The following is a 17,715-nucleotide window of genomic DNA, read 5'->3' as shown; positions in this document are numbered from 1 at the left end:
CAATATCAGGTCGGAGCAACGATATTTCTTATTTCAATTGAAGTGTGATGCTGTCCTGTATCACATCTCCAGCTTTTAAAGGCCGGTCCATTTTTTCTGCATGCCCTCTAAAAAACCTTTCAGCGCCCATGTTGCTGTAACCTGCTACCAGTGCTTTAATGCCTTGAGTATCTTTCCAGGCCCTAAAATGCTGCTGACCATTGGCGCTTACCTTGAATGAATTGGTACCGTTTGTAAGTTGTGCATGGTTGATGTACATTTTTGTCGATCGGAAATCATTTGTACCCAAATCATTCCGATCTAAGCTCCAGGGGGTACCAGGTTGTGCAGATGGACCCGCCGGGCCAGAAACCTGATTTGCTGAAGTGAGCAAGGCTTTTCCAATTGGCCTGCCAATATGATCGGCCGGATAATAATCCCACTGGGCATTTCTGTTCCAACCGAGTTCCTGAAAACTATTTGGTAATCCAAATACCAGTCCCCATTGGCGTGGGTTAATTTCTTTTTTAATGGTGTATTTGTAATCAATTTTTACCTGGCCATCTGCCAAAAAAGTATAACTGGTGGTTCCGCTAGCTTCGCTGTAGGTATCCGTTACATGAAGAGTGAAGCCATTTTTAGCTTTATCCAGTTTAATATCTTTCACGATACGGTTTTTACAAACATCGGTAAAAGGATCAAACTGTTGGCTTTCGCCCGTCATCTGTGTTCCTCTGCCCTCGCCTGTTAGGGGTAAAACCATCAGTCTCGCACCAGCATTCCAAATGCTTTTGCCATTATTGTTTACCTGTTCTACATCACCACTAGTAAGATTAAACAAAACATTTACGTTGCCATTTTTAGCCGTTAAGTTATTGCCTGTTTGGGTATAACTCCATGGCTGTACAGCTTTTTTTGGCAGCGAAGTTAAATCGGTAATAGTTGGTACAACGCCAAATTGGTAAATATCAATGAGTACGCCACGCGGGTCGTACACTTTAATCGTCATTTTATCAGAGGGCAATGGTTTTTTATTCACCATTACATTGGCTGTTGTTTTACCATTTCTTTTTAAATCGGCTGTAATCAGACCATTTTCGTTGGCCAGGGTCCATTCGATTTTACACTCGTTCAGGTTACTAAAGAGCAATCTGTTTTCGAGTTCAACGGCTATTTTACCATTGCTCCAGTTACCCGCCAGTTTAATTTTTACAGGCGAATAGATTTTTTTCATGTGCCAGTATTCTGGTTTTGGCCTTCTCCAGCCATCAAGCGGCCCCCAGGTACCATAACCAACTGTTTTTCCGTTCGGCAAAAAGAAAGTATCATCAATACCGGCCCAAATGGCTCCGCCCAAAACGGCATCGGTACGGTACATATTTTCCCACATGGCTTCAAAACCAATTCCCCATGCATCACGAACACCAGGATCGGTAACCAATTCTAAACGGTTGTAGGCATTGAGGTGAACATATTCGTCGAAAACAATCGGACGTTTATAGTTTCTATACGTTTGTGGGCCTGTTGGACCCGGATAATGGTGATTGGTAATTTCGAGATCACCTTCATCGGCATCAGGACCGTATTGGCTAAAGTTACGTAGGCGTGTAGGGTCAAATTGTTTTACTAATTTAGCTGTTTCTTTAAAATATTCCTTGTATTTACCGCTCTCATTACCGATAGACCAGGTGATAATTGCCGGATTAGACCTGAAATAGTTCACCATATCTAAAGTTTGATCGACCATTAAAGTTTGATAAATTTCGGTACCTGCAGGTACATCCGTATTTTCGGCCCAACAAAAAGGTGCTTCTACTTCCAGGAACATGCCTAAGCGGTTACAGGCATCAATCAGCTCCTCTGCCGGTGGGTAGTGTGAGGTACGGAAATAATTTACATTGCCCTCTCTAAAAAGTTCTACATCTTTTTCCCACATGTTTTCGCCCACTGAACGGCCGCGCAAGGGCATGGTTTCGTGGTGACAGATACCCCGAAGTTTAATCGGCATATTGTTTACAAAAACCCTGTTTCCCCGCACTTCTATCTGACGGAAACCGATGCTTTTGGTGATCACATCCTCCGTTTTGCCATCTTGCAAAATGCTCAGTTTGACCACGTACAAATTGGGATGTTCGGTATCCCATTTAGCGGGTTTTAGCACTTCAAAACTGATATTTTGTTGTAAATATTCAGCCTTCGCGAGGCTTTTATCGATAATAATAGTTTTCTCACCTACTTTGGTGCTTCCATCTGCTTTAAAAAGTTCGGCCTTTACAGTAAGGTTATTCGCCTTTCCGTCTTGTTCGTTGGCAATAATGAAATCGGCACTGAGGGTGGCGTTTTCGTAGTTTTTATCTAAAATGGTTTTGATATCCGCATAAGCAAAGTTTACAGGTGCCAAAGCCATTACATATACCTTTCTGGAGATGCCGCCCAATGGATGCACTGCATAAGTTGATGCACTGGCCAATGAATCGGCTTTACTTTCTGATTTTACCTTTACCAATACCTCGTTGCCTGCACCCCATTTCACCACATTGTTGATATCAATCTCGAAAGGTGTAAAACCACCTAAATGTGAAGCTGTTTTTTTGCCGTTTACCCAAATTTCGGCTTCGCTGTACACGGCATCAAAACGGAGTTTAATGCGTTTGTTTTTCCAGTTTTCGGGAATTTCAAAGTTCTTTTTATAACCTGCATAAACAGCGTTTTTAACTTCGAAACCCTGCATTACCCATTCGCCGGGCACCTGGATATTTTTATCCGTTGGCAATGTATTGATGTCGGTCGAAAACTGCCATGTTCCGTCTAAAGAGATTTTATCAGGCTGTTTTGAGGCAGCCGGAGAGATACGGTTCAGTTTTAATGGCTGCTGTTCTGCCGTTGTATAGGTAATTTTCTGTATTTGCGCATGTGTTGCACCCGCTAAAAAGAGTAAACCTGTAAAAATGCTATAAAATAGTTTCATTTGTGTGTTTGATTTATTTTTCTGGAACTTATTATTACATGATCCCGTATTTATCGAAAGCTTCTTTGGCACTCATACCTTCGAGAATCTTTTTCTGCACCATTTTTTCTCCCCTGGCCTTTTCAAGCGCCCGGGTAATCACCTCTACTTCATGTTGTTTTGGTACAATGCAAACCCCATCTATATCACCTACCACAATATCGCCAGGATTAACCGAAACGCCTTTGATGCTTATAGGCACCCTAAAATCGATTACCTTACCACGTGGGGCCTGATCTTGTGCATAATTGCCATAAGAAAAAGAGGGAAAGTTTAAATGCAATATGCCTTTGGTATCTCTCGAGTAACCATCAACTACAGCACCAGCCGCACCTAAAATTTGTGCCCTTGTACTCATCAGTTCACCCCATAATGCGTAATCAGGAGATGCCCCTGTACAAATATATACCTCGTTTTTCTTTAGATCATCAAGTGCTTCAAGCATTAAGCCAAATGGCTTTTTCAGAATTGGGTTACTGCTTTCATATTTCCCACACTCCAATACATCGGCTTCTAAAACCGTCATCGCCCTGCCTGCAACAAACATATCAGTATGTAAAGGCTGTATTTGTGGAGGCAAAAACTGATGGAGCAGTCCCATTTTATCCATAATATCACCTATAACTGCCGTATAAAGTTCGGTTTTTATTTTATCAAAAAGTTCGTCGTCGTTTTGCCACTCAGTAGTATTCACTGTCATTTTTATAAAGTATTGTGATGTATGTGTGTTATTGTATGATTAGTCAAAAATGAATAATAACTGAAGAAAACATTTAAGCGTATTTATCTACTTATTAAAGTTTTTTAACATAATTTCAATATTAATAACATATTGAAAGACAAAATACTTCAATTCATTACACATTAGACTTTCATTAGGTGTTGGTAAAATTCAAAATATAGAAAAAAAAATAGCAGCCAGAAAAGAACTGGCCGCTATTGGATTTATTGATTCATTGGGTGTTGTTTAATAACCTTTGGCAGATTGTGCTGCCTTTAAATTTGAATTACGGTCTAAAGCTGCCTGAGGATATGGCATAAGCATAAATTTAGCATTCCAATTGCGCTCCTGAACAATTACATTCGCAATATCTTTAGGGGTTTTCATTACATCGGCAGCAATATTCCAACGTCTGATATCGAAATAACGCTGTCCCTCTCCTGCTAATTCAATTCTACGTTCATTACGGATCACCTCACGAAGTTTTTCTTTAGTATTGTTCACCGTTTGATTTATAGCTGGCATGCCTGCACGGTCGCGAACATCATCTAAAGCGGCAAAAATAGTTGCATCTGGCCCACTTACTTCGTTTTTAGCCTCAGCATAGGCCAACAGCATTTCAGCATATCTAATAATGCTATAATCTTGTGGCGCATCAAACTCTAAACCACTTATTAATGAAGGTGGATCTAAGTATTTTTTAAAATTATAACCAGTGGAGCTTTCACTGTTTGCCACACCGGCCCAGGTAAATACATAACCATCTTTATATTCGTTCCAGGTTGCTCCCGGAAATAATATACTTGCATAAAGACGGGTATCCCTGTTTTTAAATTCATTAATATAGTTAGCTGAGGGTGTTTTTTTAATATTAAAATCAGTTGCCCTTTGCGCTGGTGTTGGTGGTGTAAATATTGTACCATCGCTCTTCCAATAGGCATCAACTAAACCCTGGAGCGGAGTAATAGAACTCCAGCCACCCATATTTGCTGTAGCCAATAAAGTCCTTAATCCATTACCATATGGAGCATAACTTTGGTTTTCCTGAATATTCTGCGATACAAGGATTGCTTCTTTATTCCCTTCATTTGCCTGCCAAAATTGTTGCTGATAACTGGCCAGGCCTTTATAAAATTTTTGTTTAGCGGCATCATCGGCAAAAGTTACCAATGTACTGTAATCATCTTTGGTATCGTTAGCGGTTAAAGCTGTTTTCCTAAAGAGCTGATAACCTGATGCCATTACTTTTTGAGCACTTGCTACTGCATCAGTATATTTTCCATATTCTAATTGAATCCGGGTGAGTATAGCCCAGGCAGCACCGTTGGTAATACGACCGGTTTGATTGGGAGCACCACCGGCATAGCTAGCAGGTAAATCTGCCTCAACGGCTTTAATCTCGTCAATAGCAAATTGGATTACGGCAGCAGCAGGTGATGGTGCAATCGCAGTTTCGGCAGGATCTGTGTAAGAAGTTTTTAACAAAGGTACTGAACCAAAATAATGTGCCAATTCGTAATAGGTAAAAGCTCTTAAAACTCTGGCTTCGGCTATAAAACGTTTCCTTAATGTTTCATCCATTGTAGCTTTATCAATATTATCTAAAAAATAGTTATAGCGTCGGATGTAAACATAACGGCTATTGTATCCTGCATCTAAGGTGGCATCGATGCTGCCAGCAGATACCCGGGAGGCATTATTCTCCCAGGGATATTGGCAATAGGCATTATCGGCGGCACCATCATCATATGCATAGTTAAATGCATTGGCTAAATATCCGTAACAACCGTTTAGCGCCAACTGTACATCATTTTGTGATTTCCAAAACGTACCAGCAGAAAGTTGATCCTGTGGAACAAAATCTATCGACTTTTTACAGCCTCCCAAAATGATAAGAGTGAAAAGTGATATATATATAAATTTTTTCATGGTGTTATAATGTTAAATTTAGGCCAACAGAAAATGTTTTTAGAGATGGGTAAGCTGATCTTTGTGAAGGAGCTTCCGGATCAAAATCCTTTAACCTTTTATCACCGCGGATGGTAAAAGGATTATTGCTTGAAGCATAAACTCTTAAGCCTTTAATTTTTGCTTTGTCTAGTATATTTTGAGGAATGGTATAACCTAACGTAATCGCCTTTACCCTAAGGTATGAAGCATCGAACAGCCAAAAGCTGGATAAGCCAAAGTTTTGGGTATCGTTGGTGATTCGGGGATAGGCTGCATTAGGATTTGGATTATCAACAGTCCATCTACCCAAAGCATAATTTTTAATACCTGCGCCATTAAAAAAACCTTGTGAAGCTTCAGCCTCTAAATAAACCTTTACATCACTTACCCCTTGTGTGAGTACACTAAGATCGAAACCTTTATAATTGGCCGTTACATTTAAGCCATAAGTAAAATAAGGCACATTATTGCCGTTAATGATTCTGTCGTTACCATCTATTACACCATTACCATCCTGATCTTTATATCTGATATCGCCAGGTTTTGGGTTATTGGCCTGTTTTGCATGGCTATTGATATCGGCTTGATTAGCAAATAAACCTTCTGCCTGCCACATATAGAATGAACCTACTGGTTGGCCAATTCGGTTAATGTAATAAGTATCATATGGGGCCGTTTCGTTTGCGCCGCCCAAATCGGTTACTTTATTCCATATTTTACTCACGTTACCCCCTATTGAGTAACTAAAATCATTTATTTTTCCGTTGTAGTTTAACGAAAGCTCAAATCCGTTATTTTTAACTTCACCTAAATTTACAGATGGGGATTGCTTTGCGGATCCGGTATCGTCTAAACCTGCTTCAGCTGGGATATTTGGACTTGGTAATAGAATATCCTGGGTGATACGACTAAAAACATCCAGTTGCAGGGTAAATGATTTAAATAAGGTTGCATCTAAACCCGCATTGTAGGTGGTTAATTTTTCCCAACTTAATAATGGATTGGCCACTCTGCCAGGGGTTACGCCATCTTGCTTCGACTGGTCTAAAATTACTGTAGTACCAGCGTTCAAGCCATCGTAAAAATCGTAATCGCCTACGTTGTTAATGTTCCCTAATTTACCTGCCGATAACCGTAATTTTAATTCGTTAACTGCGCTTACGCTTTTCATAAAATCTTCTTGCGATATACGCCAGGCTACTGATGCAGATGGATACCATGCTGCACGGTGGCCAGGTGCAAATTTTGAAGAGGCGTCATTTCTGGCACTTGCTTCAAACAGATACTTATCAGCGTAAGCATAGTTTAAACGGGCAAAAACTGAAGCCAGTGCACTTTCGCCCACACCTGCTACGCCATCGTTTAAATCGCTAGTTACTGTTGTATTTGCGGGAAGGGTAGAACCAGCATTAATTGCATTTAAATCGTTATTTGGAAAGTTTTTACGCACAACCCTGACTGTTCTCTTTTGCGCTTTTTCATACGAAGCACCAGCTAAAACTTTAAAGTAATGTTTGTCTATATTTTTTTCGTAACCAGCTGTTACCTGAGATAACAAATTAGAAGTACTTTGCCATGCTTCTGTTAACTGGTTGGTTAAAACAGCCGTACTGCCTAAAGGTGTTTTGGTAATAAATCCAGTTACTGGGTCTATGGTATTGATAAATGAACTATTGAAGTAATTATACGCATTGTAAGAAAACAAGCCAGAGATATCCAAACCTTTAACCGGGGTATAGGTTCCATTTAAATTACCAATGAAACGATTGGTATTGTAATTGGTTCTACCACCATCTTCTAATAAACGTAAAGGATTTTGGCCTGCTATGGTAGCATTTTCTTTTTCAGCGGTTATACTACCCCAGTCGCCATTACTTTGCCTGGCCACAGATAAAGGAATAGATCTTCCAATACCGGTAAAACCTATTTCTAAATTATCGTTGTTATAGCCATCTCTAATAAATGATAAATTACTACCGATTTTAAATTTGTCGCTAATTTGGGTTTCAGTATTGGCCCTTAACGAATAGCGTTTTAAATCTTTACCTGGAATTAAAGAGTTTTGGCCAAAATACGAGCCGCTTAAATAATACTTTGTTTTATCACCACCAGATATACTGATCTGATGTTCCATCATCGGTGCGCTTTTTTGTAAAATCAATGCGTACCAATCTGTATTTGGATAAAGGTCTGGATTAGACTGGTTTTTTATCGTTTCTAAAGCTGTCGCATCATAAAGCGGTGTTCTGCCCAAATTGGTTTCGGCCTCATTGCGTAAAACGGCGTAATTATAAGCATCAGTATAATCGGGAAGATAAGTGGCCGTTTGCCGGCCATAATAAGCATTATAACTAATTGTTGGTGTACCATTTCCTTTTTTGGTTGTAACCAAAATTACACCATTTGCTGCCCTGGCACCATATATTGATGATGCAGAAGCATCTTTTAATACCGAAATAGCCGCCACATCATTGGGGTTGATTCGGGCAAAATCATTTTGGGTAACCACCACACCATCAACCACAAACAGAGGAGAAGATGTACCTAAATTGGCGCGGCCCCTTACATTAATACTACCCAGGTCGTTACCTAAATCCCCAGGGGCCGATTTAATGGCTACACCGGGTACAGTTCCTTGTAAAGCATTGGTTAAAGAAGTTACTGGTCGGTTAATAATTGTTTTAGTGTTAACCGTATTAACCGCACCTGATAAGTTGACCTTTTTCTGTGTACCGTAGGCTACAACCACCACATCACTTAACTCGTTGCTTTTAGGCACCATTGTCACTTTTACGGTTGCTGATGCTTTTATTTCTTTGGTTTGGTAACCGAGGTAAGAAATTTCCAGAATGGCATCTTCGGCTACACCCGCTAGTTTAAAGTTTCCATTCTCATCACTCATTGTACCCTGCTCTTTGCCTTTTACTTTAATGCTGGCACCTGGTATGCCTTTACCAATTTCGTCTAAAATGGTACCGATCACATCAATTACTTTATTAATCGGGGTACTTTGTCCGGGTTGATAAACCGGGGCTATATTTACAGGCCTTTCTTTCACCACAATGGTATTGGCCTGGATAGAATAAGTTAAGGGCTGATTTTTAAAACATTGGTTTAACGCTTCGGCCAAGGGCATATCTTTTACATCAATGCTTACCGCATTTGCCTTTTTTAAATCGCTCTGGATAAAAAACACATTATAGCCACTCTGACTTTTTATTGCCTTAAGCACTTTCTGCAAAGACGCGTTTTTCTCGTTAAGCGTAATGTTTTTTTGCGCAAAACTGCTCGCATTAACGCTTAAAAAGGCTACAAAAAGCAATAATATAGTTAGCTTCATAGATAACAGAATTTTATTCTTTATACGGCTTGTACCGTATAAATTAAAATCGTAAATTTTCATACATTTGTTAGGTTTTAGGTTGAGTTAAATGCCTATAGCAGTTGCTATTACATTTACATTGTTTTAACTATTTGGTTATTGTTGGGACAATTTTAATCTAAAGCTTTAAGCGGGTTTCGATTGCCGTCGAAATCCGTTTTTCAGATTAAAAAATAAGGTGTTACTTTAAAATTTTAATCCTCCTTCCTTCTATTTTAAATTTAAACTTATCTGTAGATTCTAATATTTTTAAGGTTTCCTGCAGGCTGTTGTTTTTAGAAAAGGATCCTCCGAAATAAATACCATCAAAATCACCAACATACTCGATATCAACATCGTACCATCTGGCTAATTTTTGCATGGCTTCTTTAATTCCTTCATTGTTAAACATAAAGAACCCATTTTTCCAGGCAATGTATTCTTCTACATCTACATTGTTTATTGAGAAACCGGTATTGTGAAAAATAGCCTGTTGCCCTGGTTTTAGCACACCTGTAGCTAGCGGACTAAAGTTTTTAACAGCCACGCCACCTTCTACAAGCGTTGTTTTAATTTCTGCATCATCAGCATAAGCACTCACATTAAAATGGGTACCCAATACGCTAATTTCCTGTTTTGCGGTTTTAAGCTTGAAAGGTTTGTTTTTATTTTTGGCCACTTCAAAATAGCCTTCACCAGTGAGTTCTACGGTCCTAAATTGACCAGTAAACGAAGTTGGGTACTTTAATGACGATAGTGCGTTTAACCAAACTTTTGTTCCATCAGGAAGCGTAACCTGGTATTGGCCACCAGCAGGAGTGCTAATGGTATTATAAGCAGATTTAGATGGCGTTGATTTTTGATCTAAAATGGTATAAACCAATTGTCCATCAGCTGTTTTGGTAATTTGAATTCCCTCCTGTTTAGCTAAGGTACCGTTAAGGGCCTGATCTAAGTTAATTTTAGTGCCGTCAGCAAGCGTTAAGAAAGCTTTATTGCTTCCCGGTTTAATTATATCGGCAGATCTATTAAAGCGCTTAATATCAGAGCGTTTGCTTACAAGATACCAGCCAAAGCCTAATACAGCAATAAATGATGCAGCAACCGCCAGACGGTAAAGAAATCTCGTTGGTCTTCTTTTGTCTTGTCGATCAATTTGCTGATTGATATTGTTAAAAATCCTTTGGCCAATCTCCATCTGTCCGTTTTCTTCTTTCCATGCCTCATCGGTTGTTTTGGTCAGGGCCAACTGTTCGTCGTACCAGGATTCGAGTTTTAAACGTTCATCATCACCTGCAGTACCCGCTATGTATTTTTCTGTTAAACTTGTTAATTCTGCTTTTCTCAATTGCATGTGTTTTGGTGTATGTACCTAAAATGATGACCATCCCCCAAAGCAAAATTTAAACTTTATATAACACGCTATAAAACAGATGATTAAAATTAAACAAAGTTAAGTAATAGTAAACAATAAATTGGATTTGTTTTAAAATAACGATTGAGCAGGGGATTATTTACCCCAGATACCCGCCAATAATAATACTGCCCAGAACAAAAATTCGCCCATATCAGTACGTAGGCGGCGTAGGGCAATGGTAATCTGATTTTCTACCGTTTTTGGCGAAATATTTAAACGGGCAGCAATTTCTTTTACACTAAGCTGCTCTTTTCGGCTCAAGATAAAAATTTCCCTGCATTTTTCCGGCAATAACCGAATACTCTCATCCAAACGCTGTTCGATTTCTTTTTCAGTAAGTGTATTTTCGGCATTATGAGGGCTCACCAATAGGTCGGTATCATGAAGTAAATCGGTACGCAACTTACCATCTCTAATGGCTTTAAATACCTGAAAACGAACGGAAGTAAAAAGATAATTGCTCAGATTATCAACGGAAGTATGGCCACGTTTTATCCAAAGACTTACAAATATCTCTTGAATAATGTCCTCAGAGGCTTCTTTGTTGCGTAAAATGTGATAAGCTGACAAATATAACTTGCTCCAATACCTGTTGTAAATTTTTTCGAACGCAGACCGATTATTGCTTTGCATATCGCTAACAAGCAAACTATCAGGCCATAGTTGTAAATTATCAGGTTTCATTAATACAAGGAATATCTTTGCAATGCTAAGCAAAAAAATTAATGTTCAATTTACATATTTTTCACAAAGTAGCGCAAATGTTGCATTATTGAAGAGACAAGAAACTAAGTTAGGGGTTTTGAGCCAGTTCACCGATTGAATTAGTCCGAAGTCATTAGTCTACAGTCCAGAGTCGATTTATTGTTAGATTTGCCATGCGCTTAGAGATGGGCGCATAGCGTCAGCTAACCGATTAATCCGGTTGACAGTTTGCAATTTGCAGTTAACCGATTTAAACAATTAACCGATTAACCCCTCTAACCAATGAACCAATGACCAATGAACCAATGACCAATGAACCAATGACCAGTGAACCAATGACCAATGAACCAATGACCAATGACCAATGAACCAATGACCAATGACCAATGACCAATAACCAATGACCAATGAACCAATCAACTAATCCATCTCCCTGATCAACGCCTCCATCAATTCCTTTGCTGAAGTATATTTTAAATTCACGGCATTCTGGCCCGACCAGAAATTGTACATATCTGATTTGCCCTGTGCAATGGCAGCCGTTCTTAATGGTCCCATTAAGCGGGTTTGTAATGGAAAAGGCAGTACTTCGGTTTCATAACCAATGGCATTCGATATGCGGTTGCTGATCATTCTGCCCATTCTTCCGGTTAATGATTTGGAGAGCACGGTATTTTTTGCTTCTCCGGAAAAGAGTTTTGCCTTATGCATTGGCGTGGCATTAGATTCGTCGGTAACCATAAAGGCTGTACCAATTTGCACTGCATCCGCCCCCAAGGTTAAAGCGGCACGTATCCCTTTGGCATCGGCGATACCGCCCGCAGCAATGATTGGCATTTTTGTTTTCGCTTTTACTTGTTGGATCAATGCGAAAGTACCGTTTAAAGATTCGTTTGCTGGTTTAAGGAATGAAGGCCGATGACCGCCAGCCTCAAATCCTGTGGCCACAATAGCATCCACCTGTGCTTCTTCGAGTGCCAAAGCTTCATCCATTGTTGTGGCTGCACCAACCGTTTTAATGCCCAGTTTTCTTGCCTCATTTAATATTTCTTTTGAAGGAATACCGAAAATAAAACTAAATACTGCAGGTTTAATTTGGAAAAGCGTTTCTACCTGTTTCAAAAATTTTGAGGGGATGTTGGTGTCCAGATCGGGCATTGGGATACTCAATTCATCAAAAAAAGGCTTAAATAAGGTCTTGATCTCCGCTACCTTTGCTACCGGGAAATTTACCAGACGCTCGTCAACATCATTTACCCAAAGGTTAATATTATAGGGTTTATTGGTTTTTGTTTTGATGATTTTATCCGCTTCAGCAATTTCTTCAGGCGTTAAGGTATATGCGCCCAAACTTCCCAGTCCGCCGGCGTTCGATACCACCGCTAAAAGTTCGGGTGTTGAAAATCCTCCGCCCATCGGGCCTAATAAAATGGGGTATTCAATCTTCAACAGTTCGGTTATTTTGGTCCTGTTCCACATCTTAGTAAATTTTTACGTTGGTTAACAATTTATTCACGATCACCCAGCCCTGGTCAGTTTTACTTAAAGAAAGTAGATCGTAATAATTAAAATCAAAAATAGGCACATGAACTTTGGCAATTGCTATAGAATTGATAATTTCTATTGAAATTATTTCCATGTGCAAGGTTTCATTCAGTTCGTGTGGACTTTTACGGCTCCCCACCCCTGCTAAATATTCGTCAATCGTTTTAAAATAGGGAAGCCCATTCACATCACCAGCTACTACAGCTTTAGGGTGGAATATTTTTCTGAGCAGCGCCGTATCGCCATTAAAAATACCTTCGAAATATGATGATAATATGGTTGTTATTGCTTTTGCATTTTCGGTGTAATTTTTCATGATTTTTAGTTTTAAGGTATGCTCAGGTTATTTAATCTCTTAGCATACCTGGTTGTTGATTGATTAACAAGGTTTAAGCAAAATGATGTCCGGCAACATGACCGCCATCCAGGTTGATGATTTCGCCGGTTACAAAATTGCTTTCAGCCAGGTAAAGGGCCAGTTCGGCAACATCTTGTGTTTCGCCGATGCGGTTTAACAGATGTAAACCTGCAAATGCGTCGGCATCACTCACACCGTTTTTCTCCTGCAACGGACTTCTGATGATGCCAGGCGCAATGCCATTTACACGGATATTGTTTTTTCCGAACTCGGTTGCCAACTGTTTGGTTAAGGCATGAATGCCCCCCTTGCTCGAAATCGGCGCTGTTGCAGGGAAACCACCAATGGCATGGTCAACCAATACGGTTCCGATATTAATAATTGAACCTCCATCCTGTGTCAACATTTGTGCAATGGCAGCTTGCGTGGTAAAAAAGGTCCCTTTTAAATTGATGTTTAAAAATTTATCGAGATGCGCTTCATCTACTTCCAGAAAAGGTTTTGGTTCAAAAATACCGGCATTGTTTACCAATACATCAACAGCGCCAAAACGTGCTACCGCTGTTTCGACCAATAGTTTACCTGTACTGGTGTTGCTGATATCCCCAGCCACCATTGCCAATTGATTGTGAGAGCCCAATTCGTTGTAAGCTGTGATTAAATTGTTCCCGTTGGCTGAGTTGATCACTACATTATGGCCTTGTTTTAAGAATAAAGTTGCAATGGCACGGCCAATACCTGTTGATGCACCTGTTATGATTACGGTTAGTGTTTTCATGATTATTTGTTGTTTGCAGTAATTCCTTTTTCGCGTAATACCGATACCTGCTCGCCAGCATATCCCCAGTCGTCCAATTCAATTTCCTGAATCACTACATGGGTAAGTTTTGGATCTTTATTCAATACTTCGGTCATCAGTTTGGTTATTCCACTGATTAAGGTCTGTTTTTGTTCGCGTGTAACACCTTCGCGGGTTACTTCTATTTTTACGTATGGCATGGCAGTGAGATTTAAGCGGTTAATGATGCGGTTAGATTTACATCGAGTTCGAATTCATTATAGATCAGTGTATCGCCAAGATTGGTAAAAAAGTTACCTGACCTGAATTTCATGTTGTATTTGGTACGGTCGATAAAGATTTTGCCAGAAGCGGTTAACGTATTGCCGTTCACCTCAACCCCTGCTGCAAAAATTACGGGATGCGTAATGCCTTTGATGGTTAAATCGCCAGTAATTAAAGTATTGTCTTTACTGGTTTCGTCAACAGCGGTGATGGTAAATTTGGCTTCTGGGAATTGATCTATGGCGAAAAAGTCTTCAGAGAATAAATGTCCGGCAAATTGTGCATTGGTTGCAGGGTCGGTAATATCAAGAATTACAATACTGGTAGTATCGATAATAAACTCTCCGTTAATGAGTGTACCATCGTTTAAAGTTAAAGAACCTGATTTAATACCGATGGTACCATTGTGTGCTCCGGTTACTTTTTTACCGGTCCAGTTGATGCTGCTTTGAGCGCTTACAATTTCAAATTTTGTAGTTTCCATTTCTTTGTTTGCAAATCATTAGTGATTCGACAACACAAAGTAAAGGAGGATTTTGACGGGGCTTAGGTGATCTACATCACATTCTGCAAGCGCTATTTGTGGGCGTTATAAAGCCGGCTCAGGGTTTCTCTCGAAACACCCAGATAGGCTGCAATTAAATGTTTGGGCACCAGGTTATACAGTTGAGGGTACATGGCCAAAAGCTCTTCGTAACGGGCCTTGGTGTCGTTATTCATGAAAGACAAGAGCCTTTTCTGGGAAGCCAGATAACCTCTGTTGGTCCTCCACCTAAAAAAATGTTCTGCCTGATGGATTTCGCTACAGATCTTCTCCCGGTCTTCATTAGAAAGGCACAACACTTCTGCATCGCTAATGCAATCTACGCTTATGGTGGCACGGGTATGGTTGTAAAGGGCTCCATAATCAGAAGTCCACCAGGTAGGCATGGCAAATTGCAGGATGTACATTTTGATCTCATCATTAATAAAAAAAGCTTTTAAACAGCCCGAGATTACAAAATATTCATGGTCTACCTTGTCGCCCTCACTTATGATGGCTTGTCCCTTTTTGAAAGACTTTGGCTTGAAATGCGAAAATAAATAATCGAACTGCTCATCGGTTAAGGTTGCGGTTTTTGAAATGTGAGCTTTTAGTATTTCTTTGGGATCCATAGCGTGAAATAAAGATAAGGATTATTGGGAATAGTCGGAAGACTGGAGTCCGAAGTCCGAAGTCCAGTGCCCCCCTGAGCGGAGTCGAAGGGCAAACAATCTTTAGTCCCAAATCCATAGTCTGGAGTCCAAGTCACCCTGAGCAGAGTCGAAAGGCAAACAATCTTTAGTCCAGAGTCAGTTAAGCGATTAACCAGTTTTCAGTTGGCAGTTTACAGTTAGCCGATTTCTACAATTAACCGATTAACCCCTCAACAGTTTTCACTTGGCAGTTTACAGTTAACCGATTTCAACAATTAACCGATTAACCCTTTAGTAGTTTTCAGTTGGCAGTTTACAGTTAACCGATTTCAACAATTAACCGATTAACCCATTAGCAGTTTTCACTTGGCAGTTTACAGTTAACCGGTTTCAACAATTAACCGATTAACCCATTAGCAGTTTTCACTTGGCAGTTTACAGTTAACCGATTTCAACAATTAACCGATTAACCCTTTAGTAGTTTTCAGTTGGCAGTTTACAGTTAACCGATTTCAACAATTAACCGATTAACCCATTAGCAGTTTTCACTTGGCAGTTTACAGTTAACCGGTTTCAACAATTAACCGATTAACCCTTTAGCGGTTTTCAGTTTGCAATTTCCAGTTAACCGATTTAAACAATTAACCGATTAACCCCTCTAACCAATGACCAATGACCCAATGACCAATGACCAATGACCAACCTCACAAAGGATAAGCGGTTTCGCTTTTAGGCTCTGATAACACAAAGTAGCTTTGAACGGTAGTGATATTGGGTAGTGTAGCCAGTTTATTCCGCAGAAATTCGTGGTAGGCATCCATATCTTTCGTTGCGATGCGGAGAATAAAATCATGTGCGCCAGTCATCTGCAAACATTCCATTACCTCCCCAAATTTAGAAACTTCTGTTTCGAACTCGATTAAAGTTTTAGCAGTATGCTCTTTCAACAATACATGAGAAAAGGCAATCAGATTTCTGTTGATCTTCTTGCGGTCGAGTATGGCTACAATTCTTTTAATATAGCCTTGTTCTTTTAATCTCCTGATACGTTCGTGTATGGTGGCGATCGATTTATGCAGCTTCAAGGATACATCTTTATTGGTTAAAGAGGCATCATGTTGCAATAATTTTAAGATTTCTACATCAACCTGGTCTAAATCGCCGTGTATCATATTGTTAGTAAATTGAAAAATTATATAATGACAGTTTAAAAAACAAGCCTAAACTGAAATAAAGACTAAAAATTACTCAAAAAAGCAGAAAATTTACGTAAAAAACAAGATGTATTGACATAAAAAATTATAATACAGAATTTTACCGAAATTAAAGGTAACTGAAATATCAACCGTTATCTGATTTTATAAAACAGACCATGACAACATTAACAGCAAACAAACCGATTTCTGCTATGGAGGGAAAATTTGAACATTTATCGCTTCTGGTTGGTAATACACCAATGCTCGAACTTAGCTACACTTACCAAGGTAGCGTAGGCAAAATTTATGTTAAATGTGAACATTACAACTTAACAGGCAGCATTAAAGACAGGATGGCACTTTATACCTTAAAAAAAGCATATGCCGACGGTAAGATTAAAGCTGGCGACAGGATTGTTGAGGCTACGAGCGGCAACACCGGAATTGCATTTGCAGCCATTGGCAAAGCATTAGGGCATCCCGTTACCATCATTATGCCCAACTGGCTGAGTAAAGAGCGCATGGATATTATTAAAAGTTTAGGGGCCGAAATTATTCTGGTGAGCAAAGAAGAAGGTGGTTTTATAGGCAGCATTAAACTTGCAGAATTTATGGCGGCTAATAATCCGAATATCTTTTTACCCAAACAGTTCGAGAACATGGCCAACCCAGAGGCTCACGAGCACACCACAGGTAAAGAAATTTGGGAGCAGTTACGTTTGAAAAATATTTCGCCTGATGCTTTTGTTGCCGGAGTAGGCACGGGTGGAACCATTATGGGGGTGGGTAATTTCTTAAGAAAGCAAAATGCCAACATTAAAATACATCCATTAGAACCTGCAGAATCGCCAACACTAACTACTGGTTATAAAGTAGGCAGTCATCGCATCCAGGGGATTTCTGATGAGTTTATCCCCGAAATTGTGAAACTGAGCGAACTGGATGAAGTGATACAGGTGAATGATGGCGATGCCATACTGATGGCGCAAAAACTAGCCGAAAAACTGGGTTTGGCCGTAGGCATATCATCAGGTGCAAATGTGATCGGCGCCATCAAACAACAGCAAAAAATGGGGGTAGAAAACTGTGTAGTGACCATTTTTTCGGATAGCAACAAAAAATATTTAAGTACCGATTTAATGAAAGTAGAACCTATTAAAGCCGGATACCTCACACCTGAAGTCGATTTTATCGATTACCAGGCCTTTAGCAGATTAAAATAATCAACATAAACCAA

General features: G+C 39.6%; 14 protein-coding genes. 1 reads left to right on the top strand and 13 read right to left on the bottom strand.

What is annotated here, in order from left to right:
• Nucleotides 1–28 precede the first annotated feature (28 nt).
• The 13 genes from R2S57_RS25905 to R2S57_RS25845 form a co-directional block, all read right to left on the bottom strand.
• Nucleotides 29–2,947, bottom strand: a complete 2,919-nt coding sequence (locus R2S57_RS25905) for a glycoside hydrolase family 2 TIM barrel-domain containing protein (RefSeq protein WP_316847826.1) — start codon at nt 2,945–2,947, stop codon at nt 29–31.
• 34 nt (nt 2,948–2,981) lie between these two features.
• Nucleotides 2,982–3,686: an RraA family protein gene (locus R2S57_RS25900; RefSeq protein ID WP_316847825.1), complete on the bottom strand. Its 705-nt coding sequence runs from the start codon at nt 3,684–3,686 to the stop codon at nt 2,982–2,984.
• 267 nt (nt 3,687–3,953) lie between these two features.
• Nucleotides 3,954–5,636, bottom strand: a complete 1,683-nt coding sequence (locus R2S57_RS25895) for a RagB/SusD family nutrient uptake outer membrane protein (RefSeq protein ID WP_316847824.1) — start codon at nt 5,634–5,636, stop codon at nt 3,954–3,956.
• 4 nt (nt 5,637–5,640) lie between these two features.
• On the bottom strand, nt 5,641–8,997 hold the full coding sequence (locus R2S57_RS25890) for a TonB-dependent receptor (protein ID WP_316847823.1): 3,357 nt from the start codon (nt 8,995–8,997) through the stop codon (nt 5,641–5,643).
• Between the two features lie 223 nt (nt 8,998–9,220).
• Complete coding sequence (locus R2S57_RS25885; RefSeq protein ID WP_316847822.1) at nt 9,221–10,366, bottom strand: FecR family protein; 1,146 nt, start codon at nt 10,364–10,366, stop codon at nt 9,221–9,223.
• Between the two features lie 162 nt (nt 10,367–10,528).
• Complete coding sequence (locus R2S57_RS25880) at nt 10,529–11,119, bottom strand: RNA polymerase sigma-70 factor (RefSeq protein ID WP_316847821.1); 591 nt, start codon at nt 11,117–11,119, stop codon at nt 10,529–10,531.
• 441 nt (nt 11,120–11,560) lie between these two features.
• Entirely contained in the window at nt 11,561–12,619 is a 1,059-nt protein-coding gene (locus R2S57_RS25875; protein WP_316847820.1) for a nitronate monooxygenase, read from the bottom strand.
• Nucleotide 12,620: 1 nt separating this feature from the next.
• Complete coding sequence (locus tag R2S57_RS25870; protein WP_316847819.1) at nt 12,621–13,001, bottom strand: nuclear transport factor 2 family protein; 381 nt, start codon at nt 12,999–13,001, stop codon at nt 12,621–12,623.
• Between the two features lie 73 nt (nt 13,002–13,074).
• Entirely contained in the window at nt 13,075–13,821 is a 747-nt protein-coding gene (locus R2S57_RS25865; protein WP_316847818.1) for an SDR family oxidoreductase, read from the bottom strand.
• A gap of 2 nt (nt 13,822–13,823) precedes the next feature.
• The gene (locus tag R2S57_RS25860; RefSeq protein ID WP_316847817.1) at nt 13,824–14,042 is read right to left on the bottom strand and encodes a 4-oxalocrotonate tautomerase family protein; all 219 of its coding nucleotides are present in this window, start codon (nt 14,040–14,042) and stop codon (nt 13,824–13,826) included.
• An 11-nt stretch (nt 14,043–14,053) separates the two neighbouring features.
• Nucleotides 14,054–14,590, bottom strand: a complete 537-nt coding sequence (locus R2S57_RS25855; protein ID WP_316847816.1) for a YceI family protein — start codon at nt 14,588–14,590, stop codon at nt 14,054–14,056.
• A 92-nt stretch (nt 14,591–14,682) separates the two neighbouring features.
• Nucleotides 14,683–15,261 carry a Crp/Fnr family transcriptional regulator gene (locus R2S57_RS25850; RefSeq protein WP_316847815.1) on the bottom strand — a complete coding sequence of 193 codons (579 nt, stop codon included), beginning with the start codon at nt 15,259–15,261 and terminating at the stop codon, nt 14,683–14,685.
• A 725-nt stretch (nt 15,262–15,986) separates the two neighbouring features.
• Nucleotides 15,987–16,454 carry an Lrp/AsnC family transcriptional regulator gene (locus tag R2S57_RS25845; RefSeq protein ID WP_316847814.1) on the bottom strand — a complete coding sequence of 156 codons (468 nt, stop codon included), beginning with the start codon at nt 16,452–16,454 and terminating at the stop codon, nt 15,987–15,989.
• Between the two features lie 200 nt (nt 16,455–16,654).
• Here R2S57_RS25845 and R2S57_RS25840 point away from each other — a divergent pair, with 200 nt between their 5' ends.
• Nucleotides 16,655–17,701: a PLP-dependent cysteine synthase family protein gene (locus R2S57_RS25840; RefSeq protein ID WP_316847813.1), complete on the top strand. Its 1,047-nt coding sequence runs from the start codon at nt 16,655–16,657 to the stop codon at nt 17,699–17,701.
• Nucleotides 17,702–17,715: the final 14 nt, after the last annotated feature.

It is taken from the genome of Pedobacter psychrodurus (assembly GCF_032678585.1).
In the GTDB taxonomy this organism is placed as follows: Bacteria; Bacteroidota; Bacteroidia; order Sphingobacteriales; family Sphingobacteriaceae; genus Pedobacter; species Pedobacter psychrodurus_A.
Note: the sequence above shows the minus strand (reverse complement) of the source record. Positions and strands in the feature narration are given on the sequence as shown.